Below are 17,870 nucleotides of genomic sequence, written 5' to 3' on the forward strand. Positions count from 1 at the left end.
AGAGGAATGGTTGGAGGTCGTGCCAGAGGAATGGCTGGAGGATCGTGCCAGAGGAATGGTCGGAGTCCCCCGGCCCCCGACCTCAGCGGAACTCGTGCACGACCTCGATCTCGCCCTCGATGTGGGCGTTGAACTCCTCAAGCTCCTCGGCGGGCACCCACAGTTCAAGGATGGTCTCGCCACCGGCCTGCCGCACCGGGTACCGCCGCAGAAACTCGGTGTCCACCGCGAACCGGGTCACGAATCCGGCCCCGTCATGCTTCACGTTCCAGTCGCGGGCGATCTTCACGGCGTACTCCTCGTTGAGTACGGGGTAGAAGATCGGCTGCTCGGGAAGCCGAGGGGGCCAGGCTTTCCACCCCGACTCCCGCACCAACTCCAGTTCCTTGGGCCCGGTGGGCCGCCACAGGACGGTGGTCTCCCGCACGTCGGTCACCGCACTCACTCCCCAAGATCCTGAAGGTCATCAGCGGAAGTCGACACGACGCGCACCCCGGCCTCGCCGAGTGCGGAACAGGTCGGCTCGTCGGCCGGCGCGCCGGTGACCAGCATGTCCAACTCCTCCGGCCCGCAGATCTTCACCATTCCCGTACCGGGGAACTTGCTCCGGTCCGCGAGCAGCACCACCTTGTCCCCGGCGGCGATCATCGCGCGCCGGGCGGGCACCTCGGCGACGGTGGTGTCCATGACCTGTCCGCCGGGCCGCACGCCACAGGCCCCCATGAAGAACCAGTCGGCGTGCACCTGCCGCAGATTCTCCTCGGCCATGAAGCCGTCCAGCATCCGTGACTCGCGGATGACCATGCCTCCGAGCAGCATCAACTCGACCTGCTCGTCGTCGATGAGTTCCTCGTACACGGCGAGGTTGTTCGTGATCACGGTCAGCCGACGCCCACGCAGTTGACGTGCCAGCCGATGAACGGTCGTACCGCTGTCCAGGATGACCGACTGCCCGTCCTCGATCATCGCGGCGGCCCGCGCGGCGATGGCGTCCTTCTCGGCCACCTGAACCGCCGCGGCCTCGTCGAACGGCGCCGGCTGCTCCTCCTCGACGACCGCTCCCCCATGCACGCGGGTGAGCAGCCCGTCCGCTTCGAGCTTCAGCAGGTCCCGCCGGATCGTCGCCGCACTGACGTCCAACCGCTCCGACAACTCGGCCACGGAGGCCGCACCGCCGGACCTCAACGCCCGCAGAATCAGTCGATGACGCCCCTCAGCCAACACGCCACGGAACACTACACGTCACCACACGACGCCCATCCGCCGCACCGAGCGCCCACCGCCGCGCCCGCCGTTTCCCGGTCCTAGACTCGGGCCATGCCCAGGACCGACCGCGCCGGCAGGCTGATCGCCGCAGCACCGACGGCCGTCTACGACGCCCTCCTCGACCGCGAGTCCCTGGAGGCTTGGCTCCCACCGGACGGCATGCGCGGACGGATCGAACGCTGGGACCCTCGCCCCGGCGGCGGCTTCCGCATGATCCTCACGTACGTCGACGCCACCGGCGGCCCCGGCAAGTCATCGGACGCGACGGACGTCGTGGAGGTCGCCTTCACCGACCTGGTCCGTCCCGAACGCGTCGTCCAGCAGGCGGTGTTCGAGTCCGAGGACCCGGCGTACGCGGGCACGATGACCATGACCTGGCACCTGACACCCACCGCCGACGGATCAACCCAGGTAACGGTCACCGCCACCGACGTCCCACCCGGCATCGACCAATCCGCCCACGAGACCGGCATCGCCTCTTCGCTGGCCAACCTGGCGGCGTACGTCGAGCCGACCAGCTGACGCGGAAAGCCGCGAGAAGCCCCGACCTGTCGAACCGCCGGCAACCGCTGAACCGCTGAACCGCTGAACCGCCGGGCAGGAAAACCCTTCGACCGTCGACGCGTCGATCCGGCACCCTCCCGGCATGACCAAGCCCGTCTTCATTCCCGGTCTGGAGCTCTCCCGCCGCTTCTACCTGGAAGCCGTACGCCCCGTGCTGGACGAGGCGGCCCCGGGGATGGCGCACTCCGCCGCCCGTCTCGGCAGCGGCTCGGAGGTCCTCGGGTTCGACTCCGCCCGCTCCGCGGACCACGAGTGGGGTCCCCGCCTGCAGATCTTCCTGAGCCCGCAGGACGCCGTCAGCCACGGCGAGCGCCTCAGCACACTGCTCTCGGGCTGGCCACCCCCACCCAACTCCTCGCGGAGGTCACCGCCGGCGCCGTCTTCCACGACGGGCTCGGACAGCTCGCACCGGCCCGGGCCCACCTCGACTGGTATCCCCACGATCTCTGGCTGTACCTGCTCGCCTGCCAGTGGCAGCGGGTCTCCCAGGAAGAGGCGTTCGTCGGCCGCTGCGGTGAGGTGGGCGACGAGCTGGGCTCCGCCGTCGTCGCCGCCCGCCTGGTGCGTGATCTCATGCGGCTCTGCCTGCTCATGGACCGCCGCTATCCGCCCTACGGCAAATGGCTCGGCAGCGCCTTCGCCCGCATCCCCCGGGCCCCGGAGCTCACCCCGCACCTCACCGCCGTCCTGGCCGCAACCGACTGGCACACCCGCGAGCAGCACCTGGTCCGCGCCTACGAAGCCATCGCCGCCCTGCACAACCGGCTCGCCCTCACCGATCCGGTCGACCCGGCCACCAGGGCCTACCACAGCCGCCCCTTCAGGGTCCTGCGCGCGGAACGCTTCACCGCCGCTCTGACCGCCCGCATCACCGACCCCACCGTCCGCGGCCTGCCGACGATCGGGGCCGTCGACCAGTTCACCGACAGCACAGACGTCCTCAGCCGCCCCGAGCTGACCCGCGCCGCCACCCAGACCACGCTCACTTGCCCGAAACGGTGAACCCGGCCCCACCACCTTGAGAGGTCCGCCGGTTGGGCAGCGACGGCCCGGCCTTGGCCGCGCGTACGAACGAGGGCGGCACCCCCCGCACGGGATGCCGCCCTCTTTTCGTGAACCGGAACCGCCGCCCATCGGTGAGGGTCGGTCGGGGACAAGCGGCGGTTCCGGGGTCTCAACTCAGGGGCTACGCCCAACGCCCCTGCCTGTAGTGGTTGTTACCTGTGGTCGCTGCCCGTCGACTCCGATGCCGCGCGGCCTGCCTCCAGGCGGGCCACCGGGATGCGGAAGGGGGAGCAGGAGACGTAGTCCAGGCCGACCTCGTGGAAGAAGTGGACCGACTCCGGGTCGCCGCCGTGTTCGCCGCAGACGCCGAGCTTCAGGTCGGGGCGGGTCGCACGGCCCGCCTCGGCCGCCAGCTTCACCAGCGAGCCCACGCCGTCCTTGTCGATCGTCTCGAAGGGGGAGACCCCGAAGATGCCCTTCTCCAGGTACGCGGTGAAGAAGGAGGCTTCCACGTCGTCGCGGCTGAAGCCCCAGACGGTCTGCGTCAGGTCGTTCGTGCCGAAGCTGAAGAACTCCGCCGCCTCCGCGATCTGGCCGGCGGTGAGGGCGGCGCGCGGCAGCTCGATCATCGTGCCGATCGCCAGCTTGAGCGACGTACCGGTCGCCGCCTCGACCTCCGCGACCACCGCGTCGGCCTCCTCGCGTACGATCTCCAGCTCCTGGACCGTGCCGACCAGCGGGATCATGATCTCGGCGCGCGGGTCGCCCTTGGCGTTCTTGCGCTCGGCGGCCGCCTCCGCGATGGCCCGGACCTGCATGGTGAAGAGGCCGGGGATGACCAGGCCCAGCCTCACACCCCTCAGGCCCAGCATCGGGTTCTGCTCGTGCAGGCGGTGGACGGCCTGGAGGAGGCGGAGTTCGTTCTCGTGGGGCTCCTGACGGGACTCCGCCAGGGCGACGCGGACCGAGAGTTCCGTGATGTCCGGGAGGAACTCGTGCAGCGGCGGGTCCAGGAGACGGATCGTCACCGGGAGGCCGTCCATCGCCGAGAAGAGTTCGACGAAGTCCTTCTTCTGCAGGGGCAGCAGGGCGCGCAGCGACTCCTCGCGCTCCGCCTCCGTGTCCGCCAGGATCAGGCGTTCGACCAGTTCACGGCGGTCGCCGAGGAACATGTGTTCCGTACGGCACAGGCCGATGCCCTGGGCGCCGAAGCGGCGGGCGCGCAGCGCGTCCTCGGCGTTGTCGGCGTTGGCCCTCACCCGCAGACGGCGCTTGCGGTCGGCGAAGGCCATGATGCGGTGGACCGCCTCGACCAGTTCGTCGGCGTCCTGGGCGCCCGCGTGCATCCGGCCCTCGAAGTACTCGACCACCGGGGAGGGGACTACCGGCACCTCGCCCAGGTAGACCTTGCCGCTCGAACCGTCGATGGAGATGAGGTCACCCTCCTCCACCACATGGCCGCCGGGGACGGTCATCCGGCGCCGCTTGGTGTCGACCTCCAGCTCCTCCGCGCCGCAGACACAGGTCTTGCCCATGCCTCGGGCGACCACGGCCGCGTGGGACGTCTTGCCGCCGCGCGAGGTCAGGATGCCCTCCGCCGCGATCATGCCGTCCAGGTCGTCGGGGTTGGTCTCCCGGCGGACCAGGATGACCTTCTCGCCCGAACGCGACCACTTCACGGCCGTGTACGAGTCGAAGACCGCGCGGCCGACCGCCGCACCCGGCGACGCCGCGATGCCCCGGCCGACCTTCTCGACCTTCGCGGACTCGTCGAAGCGGGGGAACATCAGCTGCGCGAGCTGGGCGCCGGTGACGCGCTGAAGCGCCTCCGCCTCGTCGATCAGCCCCTGGTCCACGAGCTGCGTCGCGATACGGAAGGCCGCGCCCGCCGTGCGCTTGCCGACCCGGGTCTGGAGCATCCACAGCTGACTGCGCTCGATCGTGAACTCGATGTCGCAGAGGTCCTTGTAGTGGTTCTCCAGCGTCTCCATGATCTGCATCAGCTGGTCGTACGACTTCTTGTCGATCGACTCCAGCTCCGCCAGCGGGACGGTGTTGCGGATGCCCGCGACGACGTCCTCGCCCTGGGCGTTCTGCAGGTAGTCGCCGTAGACGCCCTGGTGGCCGGAGGCGGGGTCGCGGGTGAAGGCGACGCCGGTGCCGGAGTCGGGGCCGAGGTTGCCGAAGACCATCGAGCAGATGTTGACGGCGGTGCCGAGGTCGTGCGGGATGCGCTCCTGGCGGCGGTAGAGCTTGGCGCGGTCGCCGTTCCAGGAGTCGAAGACGGCCTTGATGGCGAGGTCCATCTGCTCGCGCGGGTCCTGCGGGAAGTCCCGGCCCGCCTCGGCCTTGACGATCTTCTTGTACTTGGTGACGAGCTTCTTCAGGTCGGCCGCTTCGAGGTCGGTGTCGACGACGACCTTCTTGGCCGTCTTCGCCGACTCCAGCGCCTCCTCGAAGAGATCGCCGTCGACGCCGAGGACCGTCTTGCCGAACATCTGGATGAGCCTGCGGTACGAGTCCCAGGCGAAGCGCTCGTCGCCGGCCTGGTCGGCGAGGCCCTTCACGGACTTGTCGGAGAGGCCGATGTTCAGGACCGTGTCCATCATGCCGGGCATGGAGAACTTGGCACCGGAGCGGACCGAGACGAGCAGCGGGTTGTCGGCCTGGCCGAGCTTCTTGCCCATCTTCTCTTCGAGGGCCGTCAGATGAGCGGTGACCTCGTCACGGAGTGCCGCGGGCTCGTCGCCGCTGTCGAGGTAGACCTTGCAGGCCTCGGTGGTGATGGTGAAGCCGGGGGGCACGGGGAGACCGAGGTTGGTCATCTCGGCGAGGTTCGCGCCCTTGCCGCCGAGGAGGTCCTTCAGGTCCTTGTTGCCTTCGGTGAAGTCATAAACAAACTTCACGCCCTCAACGCTGCGAGCTTCGTGGCCTACGTGGGGATCTTTGTTTTCCGACACGGGTCCCAACTCCTTGAGGACGCGATGGCTGCCCTGACGGCGAGGAACATACCCAGATCGAAGGCACCTGGGTACGTCCACTTGCGCGTCATGCGCCTGTAACCACCCGTCCGCCACCAGATCGAAAGTCAAGGGATGGCAAGGAATGACACGCCGATGAGTTCACTTCTTGAAGGGACGCCCGCCCTCCACCTCCCCTTCCCGCTCACATGAGCGCGATTCCACACGCCTGAGTTCGCTCGATGAACGATCAAACGATGGCACTGAGTGCCAGAGGTTGAAGAAGCGGAGTCGATCGAGAATCGCTCATCTGAGCAGCACCCCGATCAGGGGTGGCGAGAATCACGCCGTTCGAGGCGGCAGGATTTCACCATGCGGACGCCCTGCGGACAGGTAGCGGGACGGAAATACGCCCGTCACACCCCACCCGTCACCCACCCGTCACCCACCCGGCCACCACCAGCCGCTACACCCCGAGCGCCCACCAGCGGCTACACCCCGAGCGCCGCCAGCCGCTCCTCCACCCGGCCCGGCGCGTACAAGTGCTCCACGACCAGGGCTCCCGCCCCGATCAGGCCCGCCCGTTCACCGAGCTTGGAGGTGACGACGTCGAGGTGGGCGGTGGAACGGGGCAGGGCGCGCTGGTAGAGGAGTTCGCGGACGCCGGTGAGGAAGGGGGTTCCGGCCAGATCACCGGCGATCATCAGGACGCCGGGGTTCAGCAGGGTCACCACGGTCGCCAGTACGTCCCCCACGGCCCGGCCCGCCTCCCGCGCCAGCGCCGTCGCGCCCGGATGCCCGGCCGTCAGCAGATCGCGCACATCCGAGCCGGAGGCCGCCGGAACCCCCGCCTCCGTCAGCTTGCGCGCGACCGCGCCCCCGCTCGCGACGGCCGCCAGACAGCCGTACGAGCCACAGCGGCACAGCGCGTCCGCGCCCTGCGGCACCCGGATATGGCCGATGTCGCCGGCGCCGCCGTCGATGCCCCGGTAGATCGAGCCGTCCACGACCACCCCGGCGCCGATCCCCGTGGAGACCTTGACCAGGGCGAAGGCCGAGCAGTCGGCGTACGCGGCGCGCTGTTCCCCGTACGCCATGAGGTTGGCGTCGTTGTCGACGAGGACCGGGGTGCCGGTGGGGCCGGACGCGTGTTCGGTGAAGGCGCGGGAGAGGCGGCCCCTTATGTCGTAGCCGTCCCAGCCGGGCATCATCGGCGGCTGTACGACCCGGCCCGTCTCGGTGTCCACCGGGCCCGGTACGGCCAGCCCCATCCCGCACACCGCGTCCGCCGGGCGGCCCGCCTTCTCCAGCAACTCGGCGAACCAGCGGCCCAGTTCGTCCAGTACGGCGTCGGGTCCGTCCTCGATGAACAGGGGGCCCGCGTGCTCGGACCGGATCTCGCCGGTGAGGGAGAGGACGGCGGCGCGGGCGTGCCGGGTCTCCAGGTCGACGGCGAGGACCACGGCGTGCTCGTCGTCGAATTCGAGGGTGATGGAGGGACGGCCGCCGAGCGGGGAGCCCACCGGGCCGCCGGCGCCCTCGCGCAGCCAGCCCGCGCGGAAGAGCCGGTCCAGACGCTGGCCGACCGTCGCCCGGGACAGGCCTGTCGCCTGCTGGAGCGCGCCACGCGTCGTCGCCCGTCCGCTGCGCACCAGCTCCAGCAGATCCCCGACACCCGCGTGACCGCCCACCTCGACGTCCCTCCCCTTCCCCCTGGCGCTCAACCGACCGCTTCGTACGCCTGACCGCTTCGCGCTGTTGACACGGCCGCTGCCACGATCATCCACCCCCGCCGAGGGCCGATGCGAGGCCGACGGCAAGCGGTAACGCGGAAAGCATTGCCGCTCTCCCTCTTGCGTTCACCAACTCTGCATTACATATTGAGTTTTGCGTGTTAAATAGACGTAACCCTACGGTAGTTGCTGCCGAACCCGTCGGCACCTTGTCCTCGGGGAGCCCTGAGTGGACCGCACGACCCACCTCACCGCACACCATGTGACCGGCGCGGACGCGTCCGGCCGGGTCGATGTATACGATCCCGCCGATCCCGCCGATCCCGCCGATCCCGCCGATGCCGCTGACGCGCTGCACCGTGGGGCGGCTCAGGTGCTGGAGGACAACTGGACGGGGCGGTCCACGGTGCCGTCGCGCACGCTGTATCCGCATCAGTGGTCGTGGGACTCGGCGTTCATCGCGATCGGGCTCAGGCATCTGTCGCCGCTGCGGGCGCAGACGGAGTTGGAGACGCTGCTCGACGCGCAGTGGGGCGACGGGCGGATTCCGCACATCGTGTTCAACCCCGCGGTGCCCCTCGACGCGTACTTCCCGAGCCCCGACTTCTGGCGCTCCTCGACCGCGGGGCGCGCCGCGGGCGCCCCGCGTACCGTGCAGACCTCGGGGATCGTGCAGCCGCCGACGCACGCGCTGGCCGCGTGGCTGGTGCACCGCTCCGACCCCGGGCTCTCCCGGGCGCGCGGCTTCCTGACACGGGTGTATCCGCGCCTGGCCGCCTGGCACCGCTATCTCCTGCACCGCCGGGACCTGGGCGGCGCCGGGCTGGCCTCGGTGGTCCACCCCTGGGAACAGGGCATGGACAACAGCCCCGCCTGGGACGCCCCCCTCTCCCGTGTCCATCCGGCCCCGGCCCGCTCCTTCCGCCGAGCCGACCTGGACCACGGCGCCCCCGAGGACCGCCCGACAGACCTGGACTACGGCCGGTACGTACGCCTCGCGACGGACTACCGCGACGCCGGGTACCGGGACGGGGTGAGCGCCGCCGGCGGCGGGGCAGGCGGAGCCGTCGTCGGCGGAGCCGGAGGCAGCGCGACGGGCGGAGCGGCGGGCAACGGCTTCGCCGTGGAGGACCCGGCGTTCAACGCCCTGCTCATCGCCTCCGAACACGCGCTCGCCCGGATCGCGAAGGAACTGGGCGCCCCGGGCACGGCACGGCACGCCCGCGCCGAGCGGCTGACGACAGCCCTGGTGGAGCGGCTGTGGGACCCGGCGGAGGGCATGTTCTTCTGCCGTGACGTCATGACCGGCGCGCTCATCCCCGAGCGCGGCGTCTCCGGCCTCGTCCCCCTCCTCCTCCCCGGCCTCCCCCGCCCTGTCGCGTCGGCGCTCGTGCGGACGATCCACGGCCCCCACTTCGGCCTCGGCGACACCACGCTGCTCGTGCCGTCCTACGACCTCCTCGGTGAGGCGTTCGACCGGCAGCGGTACTGGCGGGGCCCCGCCTGGTTCAACACCAACTGGCTGGTGGAGCGGGGGCTCAGGGTGCACGGGGAGGTGGCGCGGGCGGACGCCTTGCGGGCGGCGATGGTGCGCACGGCGGAGGCGTCCGGGTTCGCCGAGTACGTGGACCCGTACAGCGGTGAGGCCTGTGGTGCCCTCCGGTTCGGCTGGACCGCCGCGCTCACCCTCGATCTGCTGCACCACGACGACCACGGACGGCGGCTCCCCCACGGCGCCGACGCCCCGCGGAACAGCGCGACCACGACGACCAGCACGACGACCAGTACGGCAACCAGGCCGAGTTCGACACGTGCGATGTGAGTGACAAGGGAGGGGGCCGGCGATGACGTACCGGCATCACCTGCTCGTGCGCGGCGGGACGTTCGCCGCCGTGGGCGACGGCGGCGACATCAGCGGGGTGCGGAGCGGCGGCTCCCCGACCGGGCTGTTCGTACGGGACGCCCGGCACCTGAGCCGGTGGCAGTTGACCGTCGACGGCGCCGTCCCGGAGACGTTGACGCCGGTCGCGGACGGCGATGCCGCCCGCTGTGTGCTCGTACCGCGCGGCGGTCGTCAGGAGCCGCCCGCGTACACGCTCTTCCGTGAACAGGCCGTCGCCGACAACGCGTTCGTGGAGTCGCTGCGCCTCACCAACAACCGCCCGGTCGCGACGACCGTCCGGATCGCGGTCACCGCCGACGCCGACTTCACCGACCAGTTCGAGCTGCGCTCCGACTTCCGCACCTACGCCAAGGCCGGCGTCGTGAGAAAACGTGAAGTCCTCGCCGACGGCGTCGAGTTCACCTATCGGCGGGGCGAGTGGCGGTCCTGTACGACGGTGACGGCCGACCCCGCGCCCGATTCCGTCGAGGAGACCGGGACCGGCGCCCGGCGGCTGGTCTGGGCACTCGACCTCGAACCGCACGGGTCGACGGAGCTGATCCTGCGGGTGATGGCACGGCCGCACGGCGACAAGCGGGCGCTGCGGGTGCCGCGTTCACCGGCCGCCGTCAACGATCAACTCCTCGCAGCCGAAGGGGAGTTCGTGGAGGGCGTGGCCTTCCCGACCGAATGGCCGGAGCTGGCCGCCGCCTGTGCGCGGGGGCTCGCCGATCTCGCCGCGCTCCAGGTCACGGCGAGCGGCCCGGACGGCGAGACGCTACGGGTGCCCGCCGCCGGAGCGCCCTGGTTCCTGGCCCTCCTCGGCCGCGACGCCCTGCTGACCTCGCTGTTCGCCCTCCCCTACCGGCCCGAACCGGCCGCCGCCACCCTCCTCGCGCTCGCCGCCGCCCAGGCCACCGAGGTCGGCATCGACGCGGTCGCCCAGCCCGGCAAGATCGTGCACGAGGTGCGCCACGGCGAGCTGGCCCACTTCGGGCAGGTGCCGTACGGGCGCTACTACGGCTCGGTCGACGCGACCCCGCTGTTCCTCGTACTCCTCGGCGCCTATGTCGAACAGACCGGGGACGTCACGCTCGCCCGGCGCCTCGAACCCCACGCCCGCGCCGCCATCGGCTGGATGCTGGACCACGGCGGCCTCACCTCGCGCGGCTATCTCGTCTACCGCGCCGACCAGGGCGGCCTCGCCAACCAGAACTGGAAGGACTCCCCCGGCTCCATCTGCTCCGCCGACGGCTCCCGACCGGCCGGCGGGCCGGTGATGGCCGCCGGTGCGCAGGGGTACGCGTACGACGCGCTCCGCCGTACCGCCTGGATCGCCCGTACCGCCTGGGAGGACGAGGTCTACGCGGCCCTGCTGGAACAGGCCGCCGCCGATCTCCGCGACCGCTTCCAGCGGGACTTCTGGATGGGCGAACGCTCCTTCCCCGCACTCGCGTTGGACCGCGACGGCAAGCACATCGACGCCCTCGCCTCCGACGCCGGGCATCTGCTGTGGTCGGGGCTGCTGGACAAGGAGTACGGGGAGGTGGTCGGCCGGCGGCTCCTCGAACCCGACTTCTTCTCCGGGTGGGGGGTGCGCACGCTGGCCGCCGGGCAGCCCGCGTACCACCCGCTGTCGTACCACCAGGGCTCCGTCTGGCCGCACGACAACGCCCTGATCACCCTGGGGCTGGCGCGGTACGGGCTCCATGACGAGGCCCGTACCGTCGCCCTGGGCCTGGTGGACGCCGCCACCGCCGCCGGGCATCGACTGCCCGAGGTGATCGCCGGGTACGGCCGGGACACACACCGGGAGCCGGTGCCTTATCCGCACGCGTGCGTAAGGGAGTCGAGGGCGGCGGCTGCGCCGCTGGCGTTGCTTACTGCGGTGGGGGGTGTCTAGACGCGGCTCCGCCGCAGGGGCCGGACATGCCGTCGATTGTCTGCGGCGCCGTCGTGGCTGGTCGCGCCCACGCGGCGGTAGCCGCAAATCCAATACAGCCCCGCGCCCCTAAAGGGGCGCTGTCAGCAGCAGGAGTGGGAGACGTGCTCCTCTCTGTGCCACCAGAAGCGGGCGCTGATGGGCTTTTGGGGGACGTCCGGCAGGGCGGTGTTGCGGACAGGTGCGGAGCGCCGCCCGGGCGTTGCCCTCGCCGTCAGTGACGTCACGTCGTGCGGGACACCCCCGACGACGACCTGACGTACGGCTGCCGCCGCCTCGATGTTGGTCGTCGGATCGCCCTCGACCAGGACGAGGTCGGCGAGTTTGCCGGGCTCGACGGTGCCGAGGTGGTCGGAGAGGCCTAGGGTGCGGGCGCCCTGGACGGTGGCGGAGCGCAGCGCCTCGTGGGGGGTGACGCCGTGGCGGACCATGGTCTGGAGGTTGAGGTGGTAGTAGACGCCGGGTGGGACCAGGGGGCTGTCGGTGCCTACGGCGACGTGGGTGCCCTGCTCGATCAGGCGGCGGACGGTTGCGCCGTGGCGGGCGACGAAGGCGAGTTCGGCGGTGGGTTCCTTGGCCAGCGCCGACTCGATGCCCTCGCGCAACTCCTCGTACTCGGCGGCGGTGAGCAGGGTGGTCAGCCGGGGGTCGTCGAGGGCCCACTCCGCGTGGCGGTACAGGGCGGCCCGTACGGCGGACAGGCCCAGGCCGGAGAGGCCGAAGGTCGGGGTGAAGGCCATACCGGACGCGGCCAGCGGGCCGGTGACGTCCTGGTACGTGTGGCCGAGGTGGGTCTCCTTCTGGCGTCGGCCGTAGCGGCTGGTGCCGCCGATGTGCTCGACGCCGTCGGCGCCCAGGCCGAGCGGGCCGAACAGATAGTGCGAGGCGGACCGCAGGCCGTCGCGGTGGGCGGCCCGGATCGCCTCACGCTGGAGGGCGTACGGCAGCCGGACGTACGTCTTGACCATGTCGTGGCCGAGGGCGCGGGCCTTGTCGATCTCGCGGCGCAGCTGTTCGCCGTCGGTGACCGGGCGGCCCGAGGAGTAGTAGATCCGGGAGCCGTCGACGAGGTCGCCGGCGGTGAACACGCGTGGGCCGGTGCGGCGGCCGGAGGCGAGGGCCTCCTTGGCCTCGACGGCCGCGTAGTGGGTGGTGCCGGGTGAGCGCAGGGCGGTGACGCCGAAGGAGAGCCACAGGCGCATGAGTTCGTTGCGTTCCCAGGGGCCGTGCTCGTGGACGGCGACGAAGCCGGGCAGCACGGTCAGGTCGCGGGCGTCGACGACCTTGTCACCGGGGCGTACGGGGCGTTCGCCGCGCGGGGTGACGGCGGCGATGCGATGGCCGTCGAGGACGATGTCGACATCGCGCCGCAGCCCGGGTCCGGTGCCGTCCCAGAGGGCTCCGGCCCGGACGACGGTACGGCCGGTGGGGCGTGCCGGACGCCAGGTGAGGCGGAGGGGGACGGCCGAGGGGGTTCCACCGGCCGCCGAGGTGGTCCCACCGGCCGAGGGCTTCCCGCCCAGTGCCGTCAGGCGGAGGCGGCCGTCAGAGAGATACAGCAGCGTGGTGGAGTCGCCGCTCCAACTGGGGGCGTCGGCGGTCTCGGTGTTGACCTGCCGGGCGGGGCCGGTGGTGCGGCCGTCCGCGTCGAGGGCGCTGATGTGCAGGGTGCCGTCCGCTATGTACGCCGTGCGGATGCCGTCGGGTGAGTGGACGGGGCCGGCGTCGATGCGGTTGGCGAGGGAGCCGCCGGGGAGGGGCTCGCTGTAGTGGGCCTCGCCGGTGGTGAGGTCGACGGTGAGGATCTGGTTGTGGCCCTCGCGGTAGCGCGGGGTGACGGGGACGAGGACGGCGGCGGCCAGGCGGGTGCCGTCGGCGGTGAAGGTGGGGCGGCCGGGGGCGTTCAGCGGCCCGGCGACCTTGCGGACGGCCCCGGTGGCGAGGTCCAGCGTGTGGAGGGTGGCGCCCTGTGCGACGAAGGCGACGGTGGTGCCGTCCGGGCTGACGGTGGGTGCGGCGGCGGAGAGGGTGATGTCGGTGAGGCGGCGTGCGGCGCGGGTGGCGATGTCGTACCGCCACAGGGCCACGCCCCCGTCGCGGTCGCTGACGTAGACGAGGCTCCGGCCGTCCGGTGACCAGGCCGGGTCGGTGTTGCGGTGGCCGTCGGACACGACCGCCTCGGGCGCCCTGCCCCGGCGCGTGATCCACAGGTCGCCGAGGGCGCCGAAGGCCACACTGCGGCCGTCCGGGGAGAGCGCGGGGCCGACGACGCCCTTCACCCGACGGCCGCCGGTGGCGTCGAAGTCCCGTACGGGGGCGGGCCGTTCGACGACCCTGGGTACGGTGACGCGGGCGCTGAACGGGATGTCCTCGACGGCACTCCGGGGGGCTTCGGCGGTGTCTCGGAGCGTACGGCGGCGCAGGTGTCCGTCGGCGGTGTAGAGGAGCTGGTCGGGGCCGGCCCAGCGGGCGGCGAAGGGGAACACGTCCTCCCCCTCGTCGGAGACGGTCTCGCCGTCGACGACCAGGGCGGTGCCGCTGGTGGTGAGGTGGACATGGGCGAGCCGGCTGCCGTCGGGGGAGAAGGAGGGCCCGGCGAGGCGGCCCTCGGTGACCTCGGCGAGGGTGGTGCGGGTGCCGTCGGCGGTGACCCGGTGGATGGCTCTCGGGGCGTCGCCGGTCCCGGTGGTGAAGGCGATCGCCGTGCCGTCGGGCGTCCAGCAGGGCTGGCCCTCCTGGGCGGTGCCCGTGGTCCAGACGGTGGCCTCGCCGCTGTCGACGTCGATGACATGGATCGCGTACCGGCCGTCGTGCTCGGCGGCACAGGCGATCCGGGTGCCGTCGGGCGAGAAGCGGGGCTCGCGGTGGTCGGCGTCACCGGAGGTGAGCTGCCTCCGCCCGGTGCCGTCGGCGTTCATCAGCCAGAGGTGGAAGGTGCCGTCGGTGAAGGCCTGGTACACGACGCGGCGGCCGTCGGGCGAGAAGTCCGGCTCGCTCGCCTCGTCCTCGACCTCGGTGAGCCGTACGGCGTCCCCGCCGTCGACGGGCAGCCTCCATAACAGGTTCAGCAGGTCCAGGACGACGGTCCGGCCGTCCGGGGAGAGCGCGGCGGAGGCGTTGGTCGCCTCCGTGACGGTCACCTCGATGGCCCGCGCGGCCGTACCGGCGTCCCCGGCCGAGGCGGCCCACGCCGTGCCCCCCGTGATCCCCGTGGTTGCCGCTCCGGCCAACGCCCCCGTCCCGGCGGCGAGTCCGGCTCCACCCTTGATGAGCGCACGACGTGTCAGTCCCACTGGTCCACACCTCTCCGCAGATTCGTGTGCACACTACACACGACGGAAGGCTTACGGAACAGCGAGTTCCGCTCTGTTCGAGACCGGCAAACTCCTTTTAACAGAGGGGAGTTGAGGGCAAAGCGCCAGTACGTGGATCACGCCAGCTCCGCCAGCAACCTCCTCGCCCCCTCCCGCGCCTCCCTCTCCGTCCAGGCCCAGGTCGCCGTCTGGGGGCGGTGGAACGTCCAGGTCTCCCAGTAGTTACGGGACTTGCCGTAGCGGTCGGCGACCAGGACATGCGGGAGGGAGAGCAGCAGGCTGAGGACATGGCCGTGGAGGCGGTCGGTCACCGCGACCCTGCCCGACGTCAACAGACGGCAGCCGCGCGCCAGCTGGAGGCGGGCCAGACCGTCGTACGCGGTGAGGAGGGCGGGGATCGCGCCCGGCGGGTCGCCGGAGCCGGCCCGGCACAGGGCCCGCGCGCGGGTGCGCCACAACGCCTCCTTGGCCTGGCGCCACTCCGTGTCCGTGGCCTCCCTCGTCCAGTCGAAGACGTAGGGGCCGCCGCCGTCCTTCCCGGTGGGCCCGCGCCCGGCCGGTGGCCCCTTCGCGGACTCCTTGTCCTCCCGGGCCAGCCAGACCACGTCATGGCGGGCCATGTCACGGCCGGCCGTACCGCCACCGGCCAGCGCGTCCGGCGGCACCGCGAACGCCAGGTCGGGGGCGAGCAGCGCCGGGGCCTCGAAGACCGTACGGCAGCGGCGCAGACTGTGCCGGTCGCGCAGCAGCAGGGTCAGATCGGGGTGGGAGTCGAAGACCCGGCGGGCCCGGGTGAGATTGGCGTGGTCGGTGAAGTGGACGGACTGGGGCAGCTGGAGGACGCGGCGGTCGGGGAAGTCCCGCAGGACCCGCTCCCGCAGCAGCTGGCTGTCCTCCCAGAGGTCCCCGAGCGTACCGCCGCCGGTGAGGAGGATCGGCCCCTCGGGTACGCACGCCGCCAGATGCCCGGGGTCGTACGACATCAGGTCGCAGGCGTACCGCACCTCCGCCCGCAGCGCGTCCAGCAACGCCCGCTGCCCGAGCCAGATCGCGCTGTCCCCGACGTTCGAGGTCAGCGGCGCCCCGATCACCGCGCACCGGGTACCGGCCGGGACGAGCCGGTCCAGCACGGTCAGCACGTACGAGACGAAGTGCGCGCAGTGGGGGACGTAGGACGGGGGCGGGGCGTACGGGGTGGTGGGGGGCGGGGCGGGTTTCGCCGACGGGGACGGCTTCGCGGACGGGGACGGCCTCGCGGACGGAGGCCGCTTCGGCGAAGGGGACGGCTTCGGCGACGGGGAGCGTTCGGGTGACGGGGAGGGTTTGCGTGACGGGGAGGGTTTGGCCGACGGCGCCGGCGGTTTCCGGGTGAGCCTCTCGGTGGGCCTCTTCGTCAGCGTCCTGGCTGTTTCATTCGCTCCGCACACCAAAACGCGCTACCCGGACATTTCCCCACTCATTCCAAGCTGACGGAAACCGGCCGCACGACGACCGGAACAGCCATGAAACAGGGCAACTAGCCCCCGCTCGTGTCCAGTTCGGCGTCCTCACCGACCCCCGCGCAGTCGTACGGGTCCTTGAGCCAGCCATCGGGCAGGACGACGCGGTTGTTGCCGGAGGTACGGCCGCGCGGCCCGTCGGCGCCGGTCGGCCAGGGCTGGTCGAGGTCCAACTCGTCGAGTCCGGAGCGGAGTTCCGCCAGCGAGGAGGTGATGGCGAGCCGCTTGCGCATCTCGCTGCCGACCGCGAAGCCCTTCAGATACCAGGCGACATGCTTGCGGAAGTCGACAACTCCCTTGGATTCGTCGCCGATCCACTCGCCGAGCAGGGTGGCGTGCCGGACCATCACCTCGGCCACCTCACGCAACGAAGGCCTGGCGATGCCTTCCGTACGCCCCTCGAAGGCCGCCACCAGATCCGCGAACAGCCACGGCCGCCCCAGGCACCCGCGCCCCACGACCACCCCGTCGCACCCGGTCTCGCGGACCATCCGCAGGGCGTCCTCCGCCGACCAGATGTCGCCGTTGCCGAGTACCGGGATCTCGGGGACGTGCTCCTTGAGACGGGCGATGGCGTCCCAGTCGGCCGTGCCGCCGTAGTGCTGGGCGGCGGTGCGGCCGTGCAGGGCGATCGCGGTGACGCCCTCCTCGACAGCGATCCGGCCGGCGTCGAGGTAGGTGATGTGGCCGTCGTCGATGCCCTTGCGCATCTTCATGGTGACGGGCAGGTCCCCGGCGCCCGACACCGCTTCACGCAGGATCGCGCGGAGCAGGTTCCGCTTGTACGGGAGGGCCGAGCCGCCGCCCTTGCGGGTGACCTTGGGGACGGGGCAGCCGAAGTTCAGGTCGATGTGGTCGGCGAGGTCCTCCTCCGCGATCATGCGGACGGCCTTGCCGACGGTGGCGGGGTCGACGCCGTACAGCTGGATCGAGCGCGGCTTCTCGGTCGCGTCGAAGTGGATCAGCTGCATGGTCTTCTCGTTGCGCTCGACGAGCGCCCGCGTCGTGATCATCTCGCTCACGAACAGCCCCTTGCCGCCACTGGCCCCATCCTTTGATTCGCCTTCGGCGAAGTGCCTGCACAGGGTGCGGAAGGGCGCGTTGGTGATCCCGGCCATGGGGGCCAGGACGACGGGCGGCTGGACGGCGTGGGGGCCGATCCGGAGGGACGAGGCGGTCGTGGACATCCCCCCATTCTCACGTACCGGGCGAGGCACGGCGAAAATCATTAGTTAGGCGTACTATTCAAGAATGCCGGAGCTGACCGCACGCCGTCGCCTGCTGGTGCTCGCGATCTGCTGTATGAGCCTGCTGATCGTGAGTCTGGACACCACCGTCCTCAATGTGGCCCTGCCGTCGATGCAGGAGGACCTGGACACGACGGTCGCGGGCCTGCAGTGGACGATCGACGGCTACACGGTGGTCCTGGCCTCGCTGCTGATGCTGGCCGGGTCGACGGCGGACCGTATCGGCCGCAAACGGGTGTTCATGGCGGGCCTGGTCGTGTTCACCATCGGCTCGGTGCTGTGCTCCCTCGCCCCGAGCCTGGAGTCGCTGGTCGCGTTCCGCATGGTGCAGGCGGTCGGCGGTGAATGGGGGTACCTCCCAGGCCCTTAGACGTCGTCTCATTTGGCGCGCTGGGTAGTCTGCCCGTGTGGTGATGGTCGAGCGCATGGTGCCGGATGAGTTGTGGGAACTGTTCGAG

At 71.2% G+C, this 17,870-nt stretch carries 10 protein-coding genes and 2 pseudogenes; 5 read left to right on the forward strand and 7 right to left on the reverse strand.

Annotation, left to right across the window (positions count from 1 at the left end; all coding sequences use genetic code 11):
* Positions 1-82: 82 nt before the first annotated feature.
* Together ACWD4G_RS44595 and ACWD4G_RS44600 are read right to left on the reverse strand one after the other, a co-directional pair.
* On the reverse strand, positions 83-436 hold the full coding sequence (locus ACWD4G_RS44595) for a hypothetical protein (protein ID WP_451304290.1): 354 nt from the start codon (positions 434-436) through the stop codon (positions 83-85).
* Positions 437-441: 5 nt separating this feature from the next.
* The gene (locus ACWD4G_RS44600; protein WP_451304292.1) at positions 442-1,224 is read right to left on the reverse strand and encodes a DeoR/GlpR family DNA-binding transcription regulator; all 783 of its coding nucleotides are present in this window, start codon (positions 1,222-1,224) and stop codon (positions 442-444) included.
* 93 nt (positions 1,225-1,317) lie between these two features.
* On the opposite strand from ACWD4G_RS44600, the gene ACWD4G_RS44605 reads away from it, so the two are divergent.
* Positions 1,318-1,788 carry an SRPBCC family protein gene (locus ACWD4G_RS44605; RefSeq protein ID WP_451304294.1) on the forward strand — a complete coding sequence of 157 codons (471 nt, stop codon included), beginning with the start codon at positions 1,318-1,320 and terminating at the stop codon, positions 1,786-1,788.
* Between the two features lie 124 nt (positions 1,789-1,912).
* Positions 1,913-2,832: pseudogene (locus ACWD4G_RS44610) on the forward strand (DUF4037 domain-containing protein).
* Between the two features lie 215 nt (positions 2,833-3,047).
* Here the strand turns inward: ACWD4G_RS44610 and ppdK are convergent.
* Both ppdK and ACWD4G_RS44620 read right to left on the reverse strand, forming a co-directional pair.
* A complete protein-coding gene (ppdK, locus tag ACWD4G_RS44615) occupies positions 3,048-5,795 on the reverse strand; it encodes a pyruvate, phosphate dikinase (RefSeq protein ID WP_451304296.1) in 2,748 nt (915 codons plus the stop codon).
* A gap of 491 nt (positions 5,796-6,286) precedes the next feature.
* Positions 6,287-7,486, reverse strand: coding sequence for an ROK family protein (locus ACWD4G_RS44620; protein WP_451304310.1), 1,200 nt, complete (start codon positions 7,484-7,486; stop codon positions 6,287-6,289).
* Between the two features lie 271 nt (positions 7,487-7,757).
* Here ACWD4G_RS44620 and ACWD4G_RS44625 point away from each other — a divergent pair, with 271 nt between their 5' ends.
* Together ACWD4G_RS44625 and ACWD4G_RS44630 are read left to right on the forward strand one after the other, a co-directional pair.
* A complete protein-coding gene (locus ACWD4G_RS44625) occupies positions 7,758-9,350 on the forward strand; it encodes an MGH1-like glycoside hydrolase domain-containing protein (RefSeq protein ID WP_451304298.1) in 1,593 nt (530 codons plus the stop codon).
* Positions 9,351-9,372: 22 nt separating this feature from the next.
* Positions 9,373-11,313: an amylo-alpha-1,6-glucosidase gene (locus tag ACWD4G_RS44630; protein WP_451304300.1), complete on the forward strand. Its 1,941-nt coding sequence runs from the start codon at positions 9,373-9,375 to the stop codon at positions 11,311-11,313.
* A 122-nt stretch (positions 11,314-11,435) separates the two neighbouring features.
* On the opposite strand, the gene ACWD4G_RS44635 is transcribed toward ACWD4G_RS44630, so the two are convergent.
* The 3 genes from ACWD4G_RS44635 to dusB form a co-directional block, all read right to left on the reverse strand.
* Entirely contained in the window at positions 11,436-14,645 is a 3,210-nt protein-coding gene (locus ACWD4G_RS44635; RefSeq protein WP_451304302.1) for an amidohydrolase family protein, read from the reverse strand.
* Between the two features lie 137 nt (positions 14,646-14,782).
* Positions 14,783-15,805, reverse strand: coding sequence for a polysaccharide pyruvyl transferase family protein (locus ACWD4G_RS44640; protein WP_451304304.1), 1,023 nt, complete (start codon positions 15,803-15,805; stop codon positions 14,783-14,785).
* A gap of 377 nt (positions 15,806-16,182) precedes the next feature.
* Positions 16,183-17,352 carry a tRNA dihydrouridine synthase DusB gene (gene dusB, locus ACWD4G_RS44645; RefSeq protein WP_451304306.1) on the reverse strand — a complete coding sequence of 390 codons (1,170 nt, stop codon included), beginning with the start codon at positions 17,350-17,352 and terminating at the stop codon, positions 16,183-16,185.
* A 64-nt stretch (positions 17,353-17,416) separates the two neighbouring features.
* On the opposite strand from dusB, the pseudogene ACWD4G_RS44650 reads away from it, so the two are divergent.
* Positions 17,417-17,755: pseudogene (locus tag ACWD4G_RS44650) on the forward strand (MFS transporter); the annotation flags it as partial.
* Positions 17,756-17,870: the final 115 nt, after the last annotated feature.

The organism is Streptomyces sp. NPDC002643 (assembly GCF_053592555.1).